Below are 18,553 nucleotides of genomic sequence, written 5' to 3'. Positions count from 1 at the left end.
GGGTAAAGACGGATGCCGGACCGCCCCCTAACGTCCTTCGCGTGGTCAAGCTCTCCGTCATCGTGCCGTTCTACAACGTGCAGCAATACGCGCCCGACACTCTGAAGAGCCTGCGTGCGAACACGCGTGAGGACTTCGAGTTCATCCTCGTCGACGACTGCTCGACCGACGGGACACCGGACATTCTCGCGCGCGCGGAGCGCGAGCTGCCGGGCGCGGTCGTCGTCAGACACGAGCAGAACGGAGGGCTGGCCACCGCGCGGAACACGGGCATCGACAAGGCGCGCGGCGAGTACCTCACGTTCCTGGACGGCGACGACTGGCTGGCACCCGGATACTTCCCGCAACTCCTGGCCAGCATCGAGGAGTTGGGCTGCGACTTCGTGCGCACCGACCATGTGCAGTCCACCGGGCGGGCGCGCAGCATCCACCGGGTGCCGCACGGCCGGCGCTGGACGGTGATGAACCCGCGCGAGGCGATCCTGCCCGCCGACCGGTCGACGTCCGTGGACTACGCGTACGCCTGGGCGGGCATCTACCACCGGCGCCTGGTCGACCGCGGGCTGCTGCACTTCACCCACGGGCTGCGCACCGCCGAGGACCGGCCGTGGATCTGGAAACTGCACCGGGAGGCGGAATCCTTCGCCGCGGTGGGGCTGCTCGGTGTCTACTACCGGCGCGGAGTGGCGTCCTCACTCACCCAGATCGGTGACGTACGGCAGCTGGATTTCATTCGTGCGTTCGACCAGGTAATCGAGGAAACCGCGGCTGACCCCGAGGCCGATAAGCTGCTGCCGAAAGCCGTGCGCACTTATTGCGCGATCATGGCTCACCACCTCGGACAAATCGAGAGGTTCGAACCCGCCGTGGCCCGAAAACTGCGCTCGCTGAGCGCCGCCGCCCTGAAAAGAATGCCGCAGGACGTGCTCGCGGAGGTCATGGACTCGATGGACGCGCAGCGAGCGGCCCGTCTGCGGCGGGTGCGCCGCAGGGCGGTCGGAGCCCGGACGGTGGCCGCCTGATGCCTCGCACCACCCAGATCTTCTGCGCCTCCACCCTGTACGGCGCCGCGACCCTCGCCGCCGCCCTGGACGCCGGGCTCTTCGCACCGGCCGACCGGCGGCTGCTGCTGGTCACCAACAACGCGACCAACCCCGAGATCACCCCGTCCGTCGACGCGATGCCGGGCTTCACCCGGATCGCCGAGCGCTTCGACGAGGTGCGGTCCTGGAACGCGACCATCTCCCCGTTCCATCCGAGCGGTTGGTCGCCGCGCGCCGACGACATCCCCATGTGGGAGCGGTACGTACGGCTGCTGTGGAACCTCGGCGACGACGAGATCCAGCTGGCCGTCGAGTCCGTGCAGGTCAACCCGGCGCTCGCGCTGTGCCAGCTGTTCACCGGTGCTCCCGTCGACGTCTACGCCGACGGCCTCATAAGCTACGGCCCCACGCGCGACAAGATCGACCCGCTGGTCGGCACCCGTATCGGCCGCCTGCTGCACCTCGATCTCGTCCCGGGCCTCACCCCGCTGCTGCTCACCGAGTTCGACGTCCCGGCCGAACTGGTGCCGTCCGAGGCGTTCCTGAAGGTGCTCGGCGAACTCGCCGAGCCCGAGGACCAGTTGCCGTCAGTGGCTGAACAACCCGCCCTGCTGCTCGGCCAGTACCTCGCCGCGCTCGGCATCCTCACCGACGCCGAGGAGGAGGACCTGCACCTGCAGATGGTGCGCGGCGCCGTCGGACTGGGCCACCGCAAGCTCGTGTTCAAGCCGCACCCCGTCGCGCCGGCCCGCTGGACGAAGCTCCTGGAGGACGAGGCTAGCAAGCTGGGCGCCGAACTCACCCTGCTCGACCGCCCCGTCCTCGCCGAGGTGGCCTTCCAGCGGCTGCGGCCCGCCCTGGTCGTCGGCTGCTTCTCCACCGCGCTGTTCACCGCCGCCGGCCTGTACGGCCTTCCGGTCGCGCGGGTCGGCACCGACTCCGTGCTGGCCCGGCTCACGCCCTACCAGAACAGCAACCGTGTGCCGCTGACCATCGTCGACGCGCTGCTGCCGGACATCGCGGACGCCGCCGCGGTGAACGCCTGGTCGATGCCCCCGCGCGAGCGGGTAGAGGAACTGGCCGCGCTGCTCAAGGCGGTCGGCTTCGCGATGCAGCCCAAGATCTACCCGGGGCTGCGCGGCGCGGCGGAGGCCTACCTCTCCAAGCATCTGAACCCGCACACCTGGCGCTACTTCAAGCGCAAGCGCCTGACCTCGCTCGCCCTCCCCGGCGCCGTACCGGCCCAGCTCTCCTTCATCCCGCGCAACGCGACCGTGCGCCGACTGGCGCGCCGGGCCCGGGCGCTGAAGCAGGTGGCCGGCCGGAAGTAGCCAGAAACAAGGGGTGGTCGAACAAGGGGTGGTTGTTCATCCGTGTGACACCTTTGCGCTCCCTGAGCGTCAGCCGTCACTCACCTTTCACCCGTCCGAGGGACATAGCGTTCGGTCGTCGTATCAGATGGCACCGTCTGTCACGTACGACTGAACGCACCTCGAGACTCCCAGGAGAAGGGCCCCAGGATGAGCGCGGCTGACCAGGTCACGGCACCGCCGGCACCAGCGGCACCCCGGCTGGACCAGGTCCTCGCCGAGCGGCCTGTCGTCCGGCCCCGAAGAGAGAGCCGGCTGCGCGCCCTGGACGGTCTGCGGCTGCTGGCCGCGCTGATGGTGTGCATGTACCACTTCACCGGCAAGAACGGCGAGGTGGAGGCCTCCTGGCACCAGTCCCCCGGGGTCATGTTCCCGACGCTGTCGCAGCTGTCCACCTACGGCAGCCTGGGTGTGCAGTTCTTCTTCGTCATCAGCGGCTTCGTGATCTGCATGAGCAGCTGGGGCCGCAGCCTCGGCGACTTCTTCCGCTCCCGGATCTCCCGCCTCTACCCGGCGTACTGGGTGGCCATCGTCATGGTCACCGGCGCGGCGGTGCTCCTGCCGGTCGTCGTCCACCCGGTCCGGCCGGACGAGTTCCTGGTCAACCTCACGATGATGCAGCAGCCGCTGGGCGTGCCGCGGGTCCTGGGCGTGTGCTGGACGCTCTGGGTGGAGCTGAAGTTCTACGTGCTGTTCGCGCTGTTCGTGATCTGGAAGGGCGTCACCTACAAGCGCGTGGTCACCTTCTGCATCCTGTGGACGCTGGCCGGTGCCTTCGCCCGGGTCGCCGACAACCCGCTGACGGACGAGTTGGTGATGCGCGACCACGCGCCGTTCTTCATCGGCGGCCTCGCGCTGTACCTGATCCACCGCTTCGGCAGCGACCCGCTGCTGTGGGGGATCGTCGGGATGTCCTTCCTCCTGGGCCAGCGCTACTCGGTCATGGCGCTGTGGCACCCGGGCGCGCAGGGCGACTTCCACCGCAATCCGTTCGTCATCCAGGCCATCGTCTTCTGCGCCTTCGCCGCCGTCGCGGTGGTGGCGCTGGGCTGGACGAACTGGGCCAACTGGAGCTGGCTGACGGTGGCCGGGGCGCTGACGTACCCCTTCTATCTGATCCACGAGCACCTGGGCTGGTTCTTCATCCGGGTGCTGCACCGGGGGCTGGGGCTGGGGTCGTACCCGACGCTGGCGCTGTCGGTGCTGAGCCTGCTGGGACTGGCCTGGCTGATGCACCGGTTCGTGGAGAAGCCGTTCGGGCCGAGGTTGAAGCGGGCGCTGCCGGCGGTTCGGCTGCATTAGCCGTGGTTCGAGTGCGGGCCGGTGGGGGGCTGGTCGCGCAGTTCCGCGCGCCCCTGGTGGGGCGCTGCGCGCCTCCCACCCCCCACCGACATACCCGGCGTTACTTCCGCGTCGTCTGCCGCAGCTGCCGTACGGCCTTCCTCACCGCCGGGTGCCTGCGCAGCGCCTCCGCCCTTACCGGGCTGCCACCCGGCAGACGCAGGCTGGTGAGGCGGCGGCGCTTGAAGTAGCGCTGGTAGCCGGTCAGGTTGGCGGCGAGCCAGGCGGTCACCTCGTCGCGCAGGGCGTGGTGCTTGCGGGACTGCATGCAGTAGCCGACGCTGCGCACCAGCGGGGCCAGCTCCTCGGCCATCCCGGCGAGTTCGAGCGGGGTGCCGAGCTCGGCGTGCTCGGCGTCGGGCAGGGCCGCGTCGATGATGGTCAGCGGGATGCGGTTGCTGTTCTCGTACGGGGTGATGCGTTCGAGGAGCAGCTCCGTGCCGACGCGGGCGACCGGGATGCCGTAGAAGGCGGCGGCGGTCATCAGCGCGGTGGAGAAGCAGCCGATGACGAGCTTCGGCTTCAGGTACGCGAAGACCGTCTCGGCGAGGACGGGCTCGTTCAGCACCGTGAGCGTGACGCCGAGTTCGTCGGCGACCGCCTCCAGGGACTCGTTGAAGACGGCGGGCGCGCTGGGGTGCGGCTTGAAGAGGACGTCCCGGTGACCGGCGCGGGCTGCGGCACGCAGGAAGCGGATGTGCAGCTGCTCCTCCTCGTCCTGGGTGATCAGGTCGATGGCCGAGAGGTACTGGCCGAGGAGGACGGCGGTGGGCGGGTTGTCGGCCGGGAGGCGCTCGGCGAGGATGCCGGCGCCGGACTCGCCGATCTGCGCGAGGACGTCGACGATCGCCTCGTTCGGGACGGCCTCGGGCTCGACGCCGTACTCGGACAGGAGCATGGGCGTCAGGCCCGGCACCAGGTCGAGGTGGAGGACGCGCTTGATACGGCTGCTCATGCCGTGCGGGATGCGGTTGCGGGTCGGGCCGTAGCTCATCAGGCCGTCCGCGTACACATGGATCGGGCTGTCCGCGAAGATGTCCGCGACCGCGCGGGAGGGGTTGGCCTGGATGGACTCGCAGGCGATCTCGACGGGTTCGTCGCCCAGGTTCCAGGCGAGGCGTACGGCCTTCTCCCACAGCAGGGTGTCCTGGCCACGCGGCGACCAGCCGGCCGGGTGGTGCGGGGAGATGAACTCGTTCCAGGAGCGCACCTCGTCGAACTCGGGACGCAGCTTCTCGAATCCGGCCATGCGGTCCAGCGGGGTGCCGACCTCGGGGACAGCGGCGGTGTTGCTGACGACGAGGATGCGGCGGACGCCCTCGCGGGGGCCGAACTGGCCGGCGCGGAGGGCGGCGGTGACGGTCGCGGCCGCGTACTGCGTGGCCGAGAAGAACAGCTGGATCACGCCGCCACTCCCTTCATGCCGCCGCGTATCCGGCGCAGCATGTACACGCGCTCCTCGCCCATCCCGACGAGGGCCTCTTCCAGTTCGTCCTCCGACATCCTGCCCAGCGCCTCGGCCGCCATCTGCTTCAGCCTGGCCGCGATGCTGCGCTCGAACCGGCCGCGGCTGAGCAGCTGGTGGGCGATGACGACGCAGTAGTTCCGCAGCGCCTTCTTGCGCAGTTTGTCCACCTCGGGGTCGTCGGCGAGCTCGGCGAGGACGAGGTCGAAGGAGCGGAAGAAGTCCAGCTGGCGGACGTCGCCGATCTGGGTGAGCGAACTGGCCACGCCCCGGCGGTAGAAGACCCCGCGCAGGCTGGCGACGGCATAGGACTCGGCCCTGCGGTGCAGGTCCCAGATCCAGGGGCGGTCCTCGGCGGTCTTCAGTCCGTCGTGGAAGCGGAGCATGCCCTTGTCGAGGAGGCGACGGTGGTAGACGCCGGCCCAGGCGTACGGGTAGTCGACCATGGTCGTGTCGTCGACCGGGAGGATCGAGGTGCGCGGGTCCAGCGGGGTGTGCCGCCGGCCCTCGGGCGCCCGGTGCACGGCCCGTTCGATGCCGGTGACCTGCACGTGGTCGGTGCGTACGAAGTCGACGTCGAACCGCTCGATGGCGTCCACCAGGTCCGCGAGATAGCCGGGCGCCAGCCAGTCGTCACCGTCGAGGAAGGTGAGGTAGCGGCCTTCCGAGGCGTCGATCCCGGTGTTGCGCGCGGTGGCCAGTCCGCCGTTCCGCTCGTGCCGTATCACCCGGCTGTTCCTGAGTCTCTTCGTCAGCGTCAGCAGCGCTTCGTATGTCTTGTCCTTCGTGGACCGGTCCTCGACGAAGATGAACTCGAAGTCGTCCCGTTCGTTGTTGACCAGGCTGGTCACGGTCTCGGGTACGTACGACTCGATGTTGTAGCACGGGACGATCACGGACAGTGTCGGGGGGCGGTTGGTCACGCGTACACCTGGGCTCTCTCCGGGGCGGATCCCTGCGACCGTAGGAGACGTTCGACGCCGGACACCGACTCCCCGACAACTACCGGGTGAACGAAAGGTAACGGTCAGCTGATCCCGTACCGCGCCCCGATGCCGGCGATCACCACCGCCAGCCCCTCCTCGAAGTGCGTGTCGTAGTCGGTGAAGATTTCCGCGCCGGCCTGGGCCGACAAGGGGAAGTCGGCCATCAGCCGGGCCCGTTCCGCCACGTCGTACCCCTCCCTCCGCTCCCCCGCCACCGGCTCGACGCCCTGTTCCTCGGTGACGAAACCGAGGGTGTAGAGGTACGTCGTCGAGGTCGCCCGGACCGCCTGGGCGAGGGTGAAGCCGACGGCCGTGAACAGGCGCAGGTTGTCCTCCATCTGCTCGGCATGCTCGATGCCGGTGAAGCGTGAGCCGCTGAAGACCTTCGCGCCGTCGCGGTAGCCGAGCAGCGCCGCGCGCAGTCCGCGGTTGGACTTGAGCAGGCGTTCCTGCCAGGTATCCGCGGGGTCGAGGGGGGTCGCGGCGACCATCCGGCGGTACATCTCGGTCGCCATCTCGTCGAGCAGCGCCTGTTTGTCCTTGAAGTGCCAGTACAGGGCCGGCGCCTTGACGTCCAGCTCCTTGGCGATGGCGCGCAGCGTCAGCCCGTCCAGTCCGACCTCGTTCAGGAGCTCGAGGGCGGTGTCGGCGACGCGGTTGCGGTCGAGGGGCGCTCGGCGGTCTGCGTTCACGCTTGACAGCTTAACGGCGTTAAGGGCACGCTCATCACCGACAGTACTTAACAGCGTTAAGGGAGAATACCCGATGCGTACAGATTTGGGCTTCGACGTCGATACCGACGTCCTGATCGTCGGCGCCGGCCCGACCGGCCTCGCCCTCGGCATCGACCTGGCGCGGCGCGGGGTGGACGCGCTGGTCGTGGAGCGGGACGGCGGACTGTTCCCGGGCTCACGCGGCAAGGGCATCCAGCCGCGCACGATGGAGGTCTTCGACGACTTGGGCGTGCTCGACGCGATCCGCGCGGCGGGCGGCAGCTATCCGGTCGGGATGATCTGGCAGGACGGCAAGCGGGTGGGCGAGCACCAGATGTTCGACCCGGCCGAGGTGACGGAGGACTCGCCGTACACCGAGCCGTGGATGGTGCCGCAGTGGCGGACGCAGGAAGTGCTGTTCGCGCGGCTGGAGGAGCTGGGCGGGAAGGTCGCCTTCGGCCGGGAGGCCGTCGGGATCACGCAGGACGAGCACGCAGTGACGGTCCGCTTCGCGGCCGGCGACAGCGTCCGCGCGCGGCACGTCGTCGCCGCCGACGGCGGCCGTTCGGCGGTACGGCGGTCTCTCGGCATCGGCATGACCGGGGAGACCGTCGACCCGAACCCGGTCCTGGTGGCGGACGTCAGGATCAGCGGGCTGGACCGGGACAACTGGCACGTGTTCCCGCCGCGCGGGGCGGACGAGGGCTTCCTGGCCATCTGCCCGCTCGCGGGTACGGAGGACTTCCAGGTGGTGGCCCAGTTCGCGGAGGCGGCGTCGGTGGACGTCTCGCTGGAGGGCGTACGCAAGGTGGTCGCCGCGCGCTCGCATCTGGCGCCGGAGGACGTGACCGAGATGCGCTGGGCTTCCGACTTCCGGCCGCGGGCGGCGCTTGCGGACCGGTTCCGGGACGGGCGGGTGTTCCTCGCGGGGGACGCCGCGCATGTCCACTCACCGGCGGGCGGGCAGGGGCTCAACACCAGCGTGCAGGACGCCTACAACCTGGGGTGGAAGCTGGGGGCGGTGCTGCGGGACGGGGCGGACGCCGCTCTGCTGGGCACGTACGAGGAGGAGCGGCGCGCCATCGCCGCCGACATGCTCGGCCTGTCGACCGGCGTCCACCGCGGCGAGGTCCGGCGCGGCGAGGCGACCCGCCAACTCGGCCTGGGCTATCGCGAGTCGACGCTCACGGAGGAGACACGGGCGACACCGGGTCCGGTACGAGCGGGTGATCGCGCCCCCGACGGCACACTGGGCGGCGTACGCCTCTTCGACGCGTTCCGGGGGCCGCACTGGACGTTGGTGGCGGTGGGGGTGGAGCCGCCGGAGGTACCGGGGGCGGTACGGGTGGTCCGGGGGCGGGCGCAGGAGTCGTACGGCAGCGGGCTGTTCCTTGTGCGGCCGGACGGTTACGTGGGGTGGGCCGGGGACCAGGCAGCCGGGCTTGCGGATTACCTGGGCCGGTTCGGGCTTCGCTAGTCGTCGCCGTCGAGGAGGGTGTCGACGGAGAGGTCGAGGGTGACGCCTACGGATTCGGGGACGGGGACGGTCTGGCCTCGCTTGTAGCGGGCAGGGTCCGGGTACTTGCCGTCGGTCGGGTTCCGGTACAGAAGGACCTCGTCGTGTTTGCGGTCAGCGACAAGGTAAACGGGGATATTTGCCCGCGCGTAGATGTCAACCTTGGTGGCCGTGTCGTTGGTCCAGTTGGAGGAGGTCACCTCCAACACCAGACGGAAGACGTGTGGTGCGTAGCAGTTCTTCTCGACGAGTGCGTCCTTGTAGTCGTCGTCTACGACAGAGAAGTCCGGCACTGCGTAATCGTCCGGCCCGGTCGGCAGCCACAAGCCGATGCCCTGCACGTATCTGAGCCCTGCCTGCCTGGCCTTGATCCGCAGAAACTCCTCGATGAGCCAGGTCAGCGTCTCCTGATGCGCCCCATCCGGCGGCGGTGTCACAACAATGCTCCCGTTGAGGATCTCCACCCGGTGCCCGGGCAGCTCCTCCCAGAGCCGGTCGGCAGCATCGGCAAGCGACGACTCGTGCAGCATCACAGCCACGGCACCCTCCTTTCGGGAACACCCTCCACGAGCGTAACCGGGGGCGGGCGATTTCCGGCCCCGATCACCCATTCGAGGGAATCGACCAGCTCAGAAGGCATCCGAGGGAACGTACGTCCCCCAAACCTCCCGCAACGCATTGCACACCTCCCCCACAGTCGCCCGAGCCCGCAACGCCTCCTTCATCGGGTACAGCACGTTGTCCTCCCCCTCCGCCGCCTTCTTCAGGGCGTCGAGGGCCGAGTCCACCGCCCCCCGGTCCCGCTCCGCCCGCAGCTTCGCGAGCCGTTCCGCCTGCTGGGCCTCGATGGCCGGGTCCACGCGGAGCGGCTCGTACGGCTCCTCCTCGTGCAGCTGGAAGCGGTTGACGCCGACCACGACCCGCTCGCCGGAGTCCGTCTCCTGGGCGATCCGGTAGGCGCTGCGCTCGATCTCGGCCTTCTGGAAGCCGTGCTCGATGGCCGCCACCGCGCCGCCGAGGTCCTCGACCTTCCGCATCAGCTCGACGGCCGCCGCCTCGACGTCGTCGGTCATCTTCTCGATGACGTAGGAGCCCGCGAAGGGGTCGACCGTCGCTGTCACGTCCGTCTCGTAGGCGAGGACCTGCTGCGTACGCAGTGCCAGCCGCGCGCTCTTGTCCGTCGGCAGCGCGATCGCCTCGTCGAAGGAGTTGGTGTGCAGGGACTGCGTGCCGCCGAGGACCGCCGCCAGGCCCTGGACGGCGACGCGCACCAGGTTCACCTCCGGCTGCTGGGCCGTCAGCTGCACGCCCGCCGTCTGCGTGTGGAAGCGCAGCATCATCGACTTGGGGTTCTTCGCACCGAACTCGTCCCGCATCACCCGGGCCCAGATCCTGCGCGCCGCGCGGAACTTGGCGACCTCCTCCAGGATCGTCGTACGGGCCACGAAGAAGAAGGACAGGCGGGGCGCGAAGTCGTCGACGTCCATGCCCGCCGCCACGGCCGTGCGGACGTACTCGATGCCGTCGGCCAGGGTGAAGGCGATCTCCTGCACGGGCGAGGCGCCCGCTTCGGCCATGTGGTAGCCGGAGATCGAGATCGTGTTCCACTTCGGGATCTCGGCCTTGCAGTACTTGAAGATGTCGGCGATCAGGCGGAGGGAGGGCTTGGGCGGGAAGATGTACGTCCCGCGCGCGATGTACTCCTTGAGCACGTCGTTCTGGATCGTGCCGGTCAGCTGTTCGGCGCTCACGCCCTGTTCCTCCGCGACCAGCTGGTAGAGGAGCAGGAGCAGGGCCGCGGGGGCGTTGATCGTCATCGACGTCGACACCTTGTCCAGCGGGATCCCGCCGAACAGCACCCGCATGTCGTCGATCGAGTCGATCGCCACGCCCACCTTGCCGACCTCACCGTGCGCGATCGGCGCGTCGGAGTCGTGGCCCATCTGGGTGGGCAGGTCGAAGGCGACGGAGAGGCCCGTCGTGCCGTGCGCGATCAGGTCGCGGTAGCGGGCGTTGGACTCCGTCGCCGTGCCGAAGCCGGCGTACTGGCGCATCGTCCAGGGGCGGCCGGTGTACATCGTGGGGTAGACGCCGCGGGTGAAGGGGTACGCGCCGGGCTCGCCGAGCTTCTCGGATGCGTCCCAGCCGTGCAGCGCGTCCGGCCCGTAGACCGGCTCGATGGGCAGTCCGGATTCCGACTCGCGCGTCATGGTGTGGCCCTCCGTGTTGCTGCGCTTGTTACCCGGTCGCTGTGCTTGTTACCTGCCAGTACAGATTCTCCCAGAGGCGGTTCACCCTTGTCTCCCACCATGCCGCGTAGTTCGCAACCGGTCATGCGCGGGGAACATCTCAAGTGACATCAGGTGTGGCCGGGGGCGGCCGGGATGAGACGACGGGGGGTTGGATGCGTACCAGGGGCATGGGGAGGATCCACGTCAGGGGCTTGCGTGCACCGACCGCCGTGCTCGCCTCGGGTGCCGTGCTCGCGGTGCTGTGCGGGTGCACCGTGCAGGCATCGGGCGAAGAGCAACGGTCGCCGGTGCGCATAGAGCTCCCGAGCAGCACGCCGTCCGCGAAGTCCGCCCCGCCCGACGACAAGCCGAGCGCCACGCCCACGCCGCCGGCACCCGCCGTGCTGTGGTCGCGGGGCGACGAGGGCCGTGACATACGCGAGCTCCAGGCCCGCCTGCGGCAGATCGCCTGGCTCTTCGACGGGCCGACCGGGACGTACGACGACCTGACCGAGCAGGCGGTGCGGGGCTTCCAGGGCAAGCGGGGGCTGCCGAGGACGGGGAAGACCGACGAGGTCACCTGGCAGCGGCTGCTGAAGATGACGCGCGAACCCGGCAAGTGGGACCTGTATCTGATGGGCGGGCAGCCCGCCGACGCGCCGGACGCGCGGTGCCTGACCGGCCGGGTGCTGTGCGTCAGCAAGTCGAGCCGGACGCTGCGCTGGATGATCGACGGGCGGACCGTCCTGACGGTGCCGGTGCGGTTCGGAGCGCAGTACACACCGACACGGGAAGGTGTGTTCAGCGTCTACTGGAAGTCCCGGCACCATGTGTCGACGCTCTATGACTCGCCCATGCCGTACGCGATGTTCTTCAGCGGTGGCCAGGCGGTGCACTACTCGTCCGACTTCGCGGCCACGGGTTACGCCGGTGCCTCGCACGGCTGCGTCAACGTGGCGGACGAGCGGGCGATCGCGGAGATGTTCGCGCAGGTCCGGACCGGCGACAAGGTCGTCGTCCACTGGTGAGGCGGAGAACTTCCGCGGTGAGGGAGAAGTGGGGCGCGGGCGGGACCGGGGGAACGTGTCCCGCCCGCGCCGATGCACGAGCCGCAGGTACGGGGGGAACCCCGGCTCTGTGCGACGGCCGATGACCAGTCGGCTCACTTTCATCAGCGCCACCCCGACCGAAAACGTCACTCCTGGCGCGAAGATTTTTCTATGAGATGCAAAACCGCAGGTCAGAGGAGTGTGACGGGAGTGACTGCGAGGGCGTTCCGCTCAGAGCGCGCTGTACGACGGGCTCGGTGACTTCGCCGCGGCGCCGTTCGTGCGGTGGCCGTTGCCGCCGCCGTTGCCGTTGCCATGGCCGTGGCCGCCCGAGCCGTTCGGGCGATCCTCGTCGTCGCCCTTGCCTCCGTCGCCCTTGCCGCCCTGCTCGTCGGTGTCGCCCTTGGCCTTGTCCGGCTGAGCCTGGGTGCTCTCGCCGGCGCCGGTGAGGAGACCCGTGCAGTACTTCCACACGCGTGCGGAACTGCCCGCCGCGCTCTCCAGGGCACGGCGGCGGTCGCGGGACAGCTGCTTGCCGTCACGCATGTCGCGGCAGGCCGTGACGGCCTGCCGCCACCCGCCGGACTGGCCGTCCCGGTCCGCGCCGGCGGTTTCGCGGTCCCCGGCGGGGCCACCGGGTGCGGTGTCCTTGGGGGCGCCGGGGCCGGGGTGGTCCTTCGAGGTGCCGCGGGGCGTGGGCTCGTCCTGCGCGCCGATGTCCGGCGAGGGCGAGATCAGGGGGCGTTCCGGGGGCACCGCTGCCGAGACCGTGGCGGCGGGGCGGCCCGGTTCGTCGCCGCCGAACGGCGTCTTCAGCACTCCGGTTCCGGCCGCGACCGCGACCCCGCCGACCATGCCGACGGCCAGCGCGGCGGCCAGCCCGAGCCGCACCGGACGGCCCCAGCGGCGGCGACGGGCGGTGCAGTCGGGAGCGCCGATCCGGACGAGCCCGACGTCGCCGGCCCGGGAGGCGTGGGAACCGGAGCGGTGACCGACGGTCATGGCAACGTCGTCACGATCCGCCCGCGCCGCGCGGAACGCCGCCAGCGCCGCGGCCTCTCCAGGGAGTTCCGCGCCGCTGCTCAGCGGGGGTTCGACGGTCAGTGCCTCAAGGGTCTTGGCGAGCCGTTCGGCCTGGTCGCGATCGGCCGCGTCGACAGCTTCGAGTGACTCTCCGCGCAGCAACCGCTCCGCCGTTTCGCGGTCCAGCCACCTGTACTGCTCGTCGGCCATCACACATCCTTCTGCGTCCGCGTGACGCTTTGCGTCACACTCGCAGACGTCACCGCGCGGTCGCGGGTTCCTCGCTGGGGAGGCAGGGCGTCGAGGACCCCGGCCGATTCCGGATCGTCGCCGAGCAGCTCGGCGAGCCGCTTCAGGCCCCGGTGCGCGGCGGTCCGTACGGCACCCGGACGCTTGCCCAGCGTCTCCGCGGCCGTCTTGGCGTCGAGCCCCACGACCACACGCAGGACGACGGCCTCGGCCTGGTCCTGCGGCAGCCGTGCGATGAGGGAGAGGGTGCCGTCGGTGGCCAGGGCCTCCATGGCCTCGCCCGCGGTGTCCGACTCGGCGGCCTTCCCGGTCAGCTCCGTCTCGTCGCCGCCGATCGCGGGGCGGCGGCCGCGCATGCGTATGTGGTCCAGCGCACGGTTGCGGGCTATTCGGGCGGCCCAGCCGCGGAAGCGGTCCGCGTCCCCGCTGAACCGGTCCAGGTCACGGGCTATCTGCAGCCACGCCTCCGATGCGACGTCCTCGGCGTCGGGGTCGCCGACCAGCGTCCGTACGTACCCGAGCAGCCGCGGGTGCACGGATCGGTACACAGTCCGGAACGCGGTCTCGTCCCCGTCCTGTGCCGCAAGCACCGCGGCTGTCAGCTCCGCGTCGTCCCCCAGCACTGGTGGTGGTGCCCTTCTTTGCGCCCAAGCCGGCGCCGCTCTCGCGGACCGGAATTCTCGCCGTCGTGGTTCCTCTTAATGACTACGGTCCAAGGTCGCTGGTCCGTCGGTGGTCTTGTCTCTGCCGTCGGCGCGAAAGGCACGTTACGGCGTGAAAGCGCTGCTCGTCCATGTCCGTACAACATGCAACTACCTGGGAATCCGCGAAGTCGCCGCCCGGGTGTGACAGAAAACGCAGTCCCGGCGCTGTAGAGAGTACGGGCCGCCGCGCGGCCCGTGCCGCGCGACGGCCGGGGCCTCTCCTGTGGGGGGTGGCGGCCCCGGCCGTCTCCGCGACGCTTCCGGCTCCGACCGGGACGATGCCGACGATGGACCGGAAGATCAGCGCCGCCATCGGATCGTGGACGACAAGCACCAGCTGCAGCAGCCGGTCAGCAAAGTTGGGACGGCGGCTCACCTGAACCCGCTTGAACCGCTTCTCGCCCCGTGCGTCAGTTCTTCGTCCCGTTCCCAGAGTCCTTGTCGGCCTGGTCGCCGCCCGCGCCGCTGTTCGCGTTGCCCGCACCGCTCTCCGCACTGTCGGCATTGCCGGTGTTGTCGGCGTTGCCCGCGTTGTCCGCACCATTGCCGTCGGCACCGCTCGTCGCGTCGGCACCGTTCGCCGCATTGCCGTCGGCGCCGTTCGTCGCCTCGCCCGCTCCGCGGCCCGGTGTGGCCGCCCGGCTCGGCCTGCTCGTGGGCGTCACCCGGGCCAGCTGCTCGGCGCAGTACGCGGCCACCTTGTCCGCGCCGCCCGCCTCCGTGACCAGCCGCTGCCAGGCCGTCGAGTCCAGCGCGTCGCCGCGGCCCGCGACCTGGTCGTAGGCACGGCACTTGGCCTCGGTGTCCTGGGCGGTGGCGGGGTGGCCGGGCTTGCCGGAGGCGGCGCCGGACGTCGCGGCGGAGGGCCCGGCGGCCGGCCCGTCGGAGGCGCCGGCCGCCGGGGTCGGCCTCGCCTTGTCGCCGGAGTCGTCCGGCATGTCGGAGGAGCCGATCGCCGCGAACGCCACACCGCCCAACGTCAGGCTCGCGGCGAACAGGGACAGTCCGGTCTTCAGCGACCGCGCCAGCCGCCGCTGCTCACGGGACCGCCAGTCGTCCCGGCGCCGGGTGCGCGTCCGGTGGGCCCCGGCTGCCCGGGCCGCCCGGAACGCGGCCACGGCACGCTGCTCGCCCTCGGTGTCCACGGGGTGCCCGCGCAGCACGGCGGCGGAGAGCAGCGCCGCCAGCTCGGCGTCGTCGAGCGCCAGGACCCGGCCGGACGGGTGACCGTGGGCCATGCCGTCAGGGTGCACACGCCGACGGCCGGAGGCTCCACCGCCGCTCTGCTGTTCACCCATGTGCGTTCCCGTTCCTGTCGACGTGCTCTGTCTGCCGTTACGGCCCTTGGTCCCCCCGCGTCGTACGTGATCTACGTGACCTGTATGACTGCTGTGGCTCACAAGCTCGTAGAGCCTGTACGTCCCTCACGCCCCGTACGACTCATCGCGCCGTTCATTTCGATTCCCCCAGCGTCCGGGGGCCGTCATCCGTCACACCTGCGGCGCCCAGCTGTTTGGCAAGGCGCTTCAGCCCCCGGTGCGCGGCCGTCCGCACCGCGCCCGGGCGCTTGCCGAGGACGCGTGCCGCGGCGGGGGCGTCGAGGCCGACGACGACGCGCAGCAGCACCGCCTCGGCCTGGTCCCGCGGCAGCCCCCGGAGCAGCTCCAGGGCGTGTTCGGTGGAGAGCGACTCCAGCGCCTGGTCGTGCGTGCTGTCCGGACCGGGCAGGTCCAGTACGTCCTGTTCCAGCGCCGACGACCGGGGCCGTACCTTCTGCCGGCGCAGATGGTCCAGCGCCCGGTGCCGGGCGATGGTCGCCGTCCAGCCCCGGAACCCGGCTCCGTCACCCTTGAACCGGCCGAGGTCCCGGGCGATCTCCAGCCAGGCGTCGGACGCCACGTCCTCCGCGTCGCCCCCGACCAGCCCGCGCAGATACCCGAGCAGTCCGGGCTGCACCAGCCGGTACGCGACCGCGAACGCGGCTTCGTCGCCTTCCTGGGCCCGCGCGACGGCCGCGCCCAAATCCCCGTCGTACGCGTGCACGCGGCGGGGTACCCCTCCGTGGCCCAAGAACTGTCCTCGTCCGTACCGGTTCGTGACGAATCCGCACCTTGCGGCACGCCCACGCTGTCGACGTCCCTCCACGCACAACAGCGCCGGGATTCACAGAAGTGTCACAGCGCGGGCGTCGCCGCTTCCTGCGGCAGCACCACGGTCCCCTCGTACGGCCCCGAGGCCCGCTCGGTCACCTCCTGGGCATAGCGGATGCCCTGGGTTCCGTACGGGATACGCAGGACGCACCGGAAGGTGTGCGAAGTGACCTGGTACGTCGAGGGGTTGAGGACGAGCGACTCCTCGGCGCGCTCCACGGTGATCCCGCTCTCCGGTGCCGTGACGCCGGCCGCGCGCAACTGCTCGAGTGTCGGGGCGAGTTCGCGCAGGGCCTTGCGTACGACGCCCTGGTCCCGAACGGCGGGCAGCGCGGCGGACGTCGTACGGACGCGCAGTTCGACGCTCCGGTCCGAGGCGGTGACGGAGACCGCGTCGCCGTAGTCCTCGAACGTGTCGAGGGCGGCCATCGGGTCCTCGACCTTGCTCGCGATCTCCGAGTCGGCGAGGGGCCCGTGCCGCCAGGCGGCGTCGCCGTCCTTGACGTATCCGACGCCGTCGACGGCGTAGACCGTCTCGGACTTGGTCACGCCCTTGTTGCTCCGGCTGCTGCCGACGGAGTGCAGTGCCCATGTCGCGCCCGTGGTCCGGTGCACGGTCGCGGAGTAGGTGGCGCCACTGGTCTGCCCCTGGAGGGTCAGGTCCTCGCTCCCCCGCACGGTGAACCGCCAGCCCTTCTCCGCGGCCATCGCCTCCTCGGCCAGGGCGAGGAACTCGGCGGAGGTCTCGGGTGCGGGGGCGGAGGGGGACTCGACGGGGGCGGGGGCGGCCGCCCGGCGGCTCGGTTCGGCGGGCGGCGCGTCGTCCGCCGCGCACCCCGTGAGGGCGGCGGAGAGGAGGAGCGCGGTCGTCGCCGCGAGGCGTGTTCTCACGCCACGGCCCTCCGTGCCCGCCCGTGCAGGGTCAGGTAGAAGATCTGCAGGGACTCCTTGGGGCCACCGAGCTCGAACCGGTTGAGCACCTTGCCCAGCGGGTTCCAGACCCGCCCGTCCGGCATGCGCACCCCGACCGGCTGGCCGAAGTAGGCACACTGGTCGGCGTCGAAGTCCACCCACACCGCCCCCGCGCGGCGCACGAGGACCTCACCGACGTACGCCCCGAGCCCCAACAGTGTCCTCTGCGCGCGCTCCCGGTCCGCGCCGCCCTTGCGCAGTCCGTCGATCAGGAAGTCGACGATGCGCAGGCTGGCCACCGAGTAGTCGAGCGGCAGCCGCTGCCTGGCGGTCACGCCGGTGACGAAGGCCGCGGCGTGCGGGCCCATCTCGTGGGCGCCCGGCACCCGTTCGTCCACTGTGCTCATGGGACCCCACCCCTTTGCTCGGCCGACGGAGGGACTCCCACTGGCCCCTCCGCTGATCAAGCGGACGTCGCCTCGTGAGCATCACGGGTAACGGGCGTGTTCCTTCACACACAGCGAAGTCACAGCACACGTACAACCTTTCGACTTCTCGTGTGTCTGTGCGGTCGGCGTCGAGCTGCCACGGCTGCCCCGTACAACCATTGCGGCTGATCGGGGGTCAGAGACGTTGCCGCGCAAACGCCCTGACCGGCGGGGAACTTCGCACAGCCGAGCCTCAGGAATGGCATACGATGCGCGCGCCCCCCTCATAAAGCTCGCGTAAGAGGATGTACACGTCATGTCAATCCGTAGCCCTTTCCGTTCTGTTCGTGGCATATCTGCCGCCGTCGCCCTGCTCGCGATCGGCGCGGCCGGCTGCTCGGATGTCTCGGACGCCGTCGACAGCGCCAAGGACGGCGCGAAGAAGGTGGCCCGCCAGCGGTCGGTGTTCTCGCTGGAGATCGGTGACTGCTACAACCCGAACACCAAGGGCGAGGGCGAGGAGATCCTCGTCGAGATCGTGCCCTGCGACGAGGCGCACGAGGGGCAGGTCGTCGGCGACTTCAAGCTCGACGACGCGAAGTCGTACCCCGGCGACGAGGCGGTCTGGGCGGTCGCCGACAAGCAGTGCCCGGTCGAGGCGGGGAAGGTCGCCCCGGACACCTGGGCGCTGCCCAAGGGGGTCGCCGTCTTCTACTACACCCCGACCAAGGAGAGCTGGGCGACCGGCGACCGCGCCGTGACCTGCACCTACACCAAGGAAAAGGGCAGGTTCACCGGCTCGATGACGGCGGACGCGAAGTCCTTGAAGCCCGAGCAGACCGCGTACCTGAAGGGCGCGAACGCCGTCTACGACGCCCTGTGGGCCAACCAGCCCGAGTCGGACACCGTCGAGGACGACCTGGCCGGCTACAAGAAGCAGGCCAAGGCCGTCGCTGCCGCCCTCGACACGCACCTCGCGGGCCTGAAGGGCATCGACGGCACGGAGGTCGGCAAGCTCCGCGAGCAGCTGACGAAGACGGCCGCGAACTGGAAGAAGGCCGCGAACGCCGCCGACGCCGACGCGTTCTACATCGCCTACGACCCGGCCTTCACCGGCCTCGACCCGAACAAGACGGTCGCCGCCCGCAAGGAGCTGGGCCTGGCCACCACCGTCCCGGCCGACGACGCCGAGGTCTGGGCGAGCTGACACTCTTCGGGCAGGCGGGGTCGAGTCCACCAAGGACCCGGCCCCGCCTTCTCGTTGGCCTGCCCCCCCGCCCGCGACTGAACGGCCGTGGTGTGACGGTCGGGCACCTGGTCGGGCCGCATTCCCTGGGTGACGGTTCCCGCACCTCGTGCGCTGTGTGTAAGTG

The 18,553-nt window shown here is 70.3% G+C and carries 17 protein-coding genes; 6 read left to right on the top strand and 11 right to left on the bottom strand.

Annotated elements, in window-relative coordinates; genetic code table 11:
* Positions 1-41 precede the first annotated feature (41 nt).
* The 3 genes from ACQEV2_RS26665 to ACQEV2_RS26655 all read left to right on the top strand — a co-directional run bounded on the left by ACQEV2_RS26665 (position 42) and on the right by ACQEV2_RS26655 (position 3,715).
* A complete protein-coding gene (locus ACQEV2_RS26665; RefSeq protein ID WP_433046459.1) occupies positions 42-1,022 on the top strand; it encodes a glycosyltransferase family 2 protein in 981 nt (326 codons plus the stop codon).
* A complete protein-coding gene (locus ACQEV2_RS26660) occupies positions 1,022-2,374 on the top strand; it encodes a polysialyltransferase family glycosyltransferase (protein ID WP_433046456.1) in 1,353 nt (450 codons plus the stop codon). Before ACQEV2_RS26665 ends, ACQEV2_RS26660 begins: the two co-directional genes overlap by 1 nt.
* A 189-nt stretch (positions 2,375-2,563) precedes the next feature.
* Positions 2,564-3,715: an acyltransferase family protein gene (locus ACQEV2_RS26655; protein ID WP_433046453.1), complete on the top strand. Its 1,152-nt coding sequence runs from the start codon at positions 2,564-2,566 to the stop codon at positions 3,713-3,715.
* A 100-nt stretch (positions 3,716-3,815) separates the two neighbouring features.
* On the opposite strand, the gene ACQEV2_RS26650 is transcribed toward ACQEV2_RS26655, so the two are convergent.
* The 3 genes from ACQEV2_RS26650 to ACQEV2_RS26640 form a co-directional block, all read right to left on the bottom strand.
* The gene (locus ACQEV2_RS26650; protein WP_433046450.1) at positions 3,816-5,159 is read right to left on the bottom strand and encodes an alpha-2,8-polysialyltransferase family protein; all 1,344 of its coding nucleotides are present in this window, start codon (positions 5,157-5,159) and stop codon (positions 3,816-3,818) included.
* The gene (locus ACQEV2_RS26645) at positions 5,156-6,142 is read right to left on the bottom strand and encodes a glycosyltransferase family 2 protein (RefSeq protein ID WP_433046447.1); all 987 of its coding nucleotides are present in this window, start codon (positions 6,140-6,142) and stop codon (positions 5,156-5,158) included. Before ACQEV2_RS26645 ends, ACQEV2_RS26650 begins: the two co-directional genes overlap by 4 nt.
* Positions 6,143-6,246: 104 nt before the next feature.
* A complete protein-coding gene (locus ACQEV2_RS26640) occupies positions 6,247-6,897 on the bottom strand; it encodes a TetR/AcrR family transcriptional regulator C-terminal domain-containing protein (RefSeq protein WP_433046444.1) in 651 nt (216 codons plus the stop codon).
* Positions 6,898-6,970: 73 nt separating this feature from the next.
* On the opposite strand from ACQEV2_RS26640, the gene ACQEV2_RS26635 reads away from it, so the two are divergent.
* Positions 6,971-8,395 carry an FAD-dependent oxidoreductase gene (locus ACQEV2_RS26635; protein WP_433046441.1) on the top strand — a complete coding sequence of 475 codons (1,425 nt, stop codon included), beginning with the start codon at positions 6,971-6,973 and terminating at the stop codon, positions 8,393-8,395.
* Here ACQEV2_RS26635 and ACQEV2_RS26630 read toward each other — a convergent pair.
* Entirely contained in the window at positions 8,392-8,964 is a 573-nt protein-coding gene (locus ACQEV2_RS26630) for a Uma2 family endonuclease (RefSeq protein WP_433054776.1), read from the bottom strand. The two genes, ACQEV2_RS26635 and ACQEV2_RS26630, sit on opposite strands and share 4 nt — an antisense overlap.
* Positions 8,965-9,063: 99 nt before the next feature.
* Positions 9,064-10,644, bottom strand: a complete 1,581-nt coding sequence (locus ACQEV2_RS26625) for an acyl-CoA mutase large subunit family protein (RefSeq protein ID WP_433046438.1) — start codon at positions 10,642-10,644, stop codon at positions 9,064-9,066.
* 194 nt (positions 10,645-10,838) lie between these two features.
* Here ACQEV2_RS26625 and ACQEV2_RS26620 point away from each other — a divergent pair, with 194 nt between their 5' ends.
* Positions 10,839-11,693 carry a L,D-transpeptidase family protein gene (locus ACQEV2_RS26620; protein WP_433046435.1) on the top strand — a complete coding sequence of 285 codons (855 nt, stop codon included), beginning with the start codon at positions 10,839-10,841 and terminating at the stop codon, positions 11,691-11,693.
* A 252-nt stretch (positions 11,694-11,945) separates the two neighbouring features.
* Here the strand turns inward: ACQEV2_RS26620 and ACQEV2_RS26615 are convergent, their stop codons facing one another.
* The 6 genes from ACQEV2_RS26615 to ACQEV2_RS26590 form a co-directional block, all read right to left on the bottom strand.
* Entirely contained in the window at positions 11,946-12,947 is a 1,002-nt protein-coding gene (locus ACQEV2_RS26615) for a hypothetical protein (RefSeq protein ID WP_433046432.1), read from the bottom strand.
* Positions 12,947-13,609 (bottom strand): RNA polymerase sigma factor, encoded by a 663-nt coding sequence (locus ACQEV2_RS26610; RefSeq protein WP_433046429.1) that lies wholly within the window; start codon positions 13,607-13,609, stop codon positions 12,947-12,949. The genes ACQEV2_RS26615 and ACQEV2_RS26610 overlap by 1 nt, the downstream gene beginning before the upstream one ends.
* Before the next feature lie 491 nt (positions 13,610-14,100).
* Positions 14,101-14,928, bottom strand: a complete 828-nt coding sequence (locus tag ACQEV2_RS26605) for a hypothetical protein (RefSeq protein ID WP_433046426.1) — start codon at positions 14,926-14,928, stop codon at positions 14,101-14,103.
* 214 nt (positions 14,929-15,142) lie between these two features.
* On the bottom strand, positions 15,143-15,760 hold the full coding sequence (locus tag ACQEV2_RS26600) for an RNA polymerase sigma factor (protein ID WP_433046423.1): 618 nt from the start codon (positions 15,758-15,760) through the stop codon (positions 15,143-15,145).
* Between the two features lie 104 nt (positions 15,761-15,864).
* On the bottom strand, positions 15,865-16,731 hold the full coding sequence (locus ACQEV2_RS26595) for a hypothetical protein (RefSeq protein WP_433046420.1): 867 nt from the start codon (positions 16,729-16,731) through the stop codon (positions 15,865-15,867).
* Positions 16,728-17,159 carry a hypothetical protein gene (locus ACQEV2_RS26590; RefSeq protein WP_433046417.1) on the bottom strand — a complete coding sequence of 144 codons (432 nt, stop codon included), beginning with the start codon at positions 17,157-17,159 and terminating at the stop codon, positions 16,728-16,730. Before ACQEV2_RS26590 ends, ACQEV2_RS26595 begins: the two co-directional genes overlap by 4 nt.
* Before the next feature lie 337 nt (positions 17,160-17,496).
* Here ACQEV2_RS26590 and ACQEV2_RS26585 point away from each other — a divergent pair, with 337 nt between their 5' ends.
* Entirely contained in the window at positions 17,497-18,387 is an 891-nt protein-coding gene (locus ACQEV2_RS26585; protein WP_433046414.1) for a septum formation family protein, read from the top strand.
* Positions 18,388-18,553: the final 166 nt, after the last annotated feature.

Source organism: Streptomyces sp. CA-251387 (genome assembly GCF_050936625.1).
GTDB lineage: Bacteria > Actinomycetota > Actinomycetes > Streptomycetales > Streptomycetaceae > Streptomyces.
The sequence above is the reverse complement of the archived record's forward strand: the minus strand, read 5'-3'. Positions and strand labels throughout refer to the sequence as shown.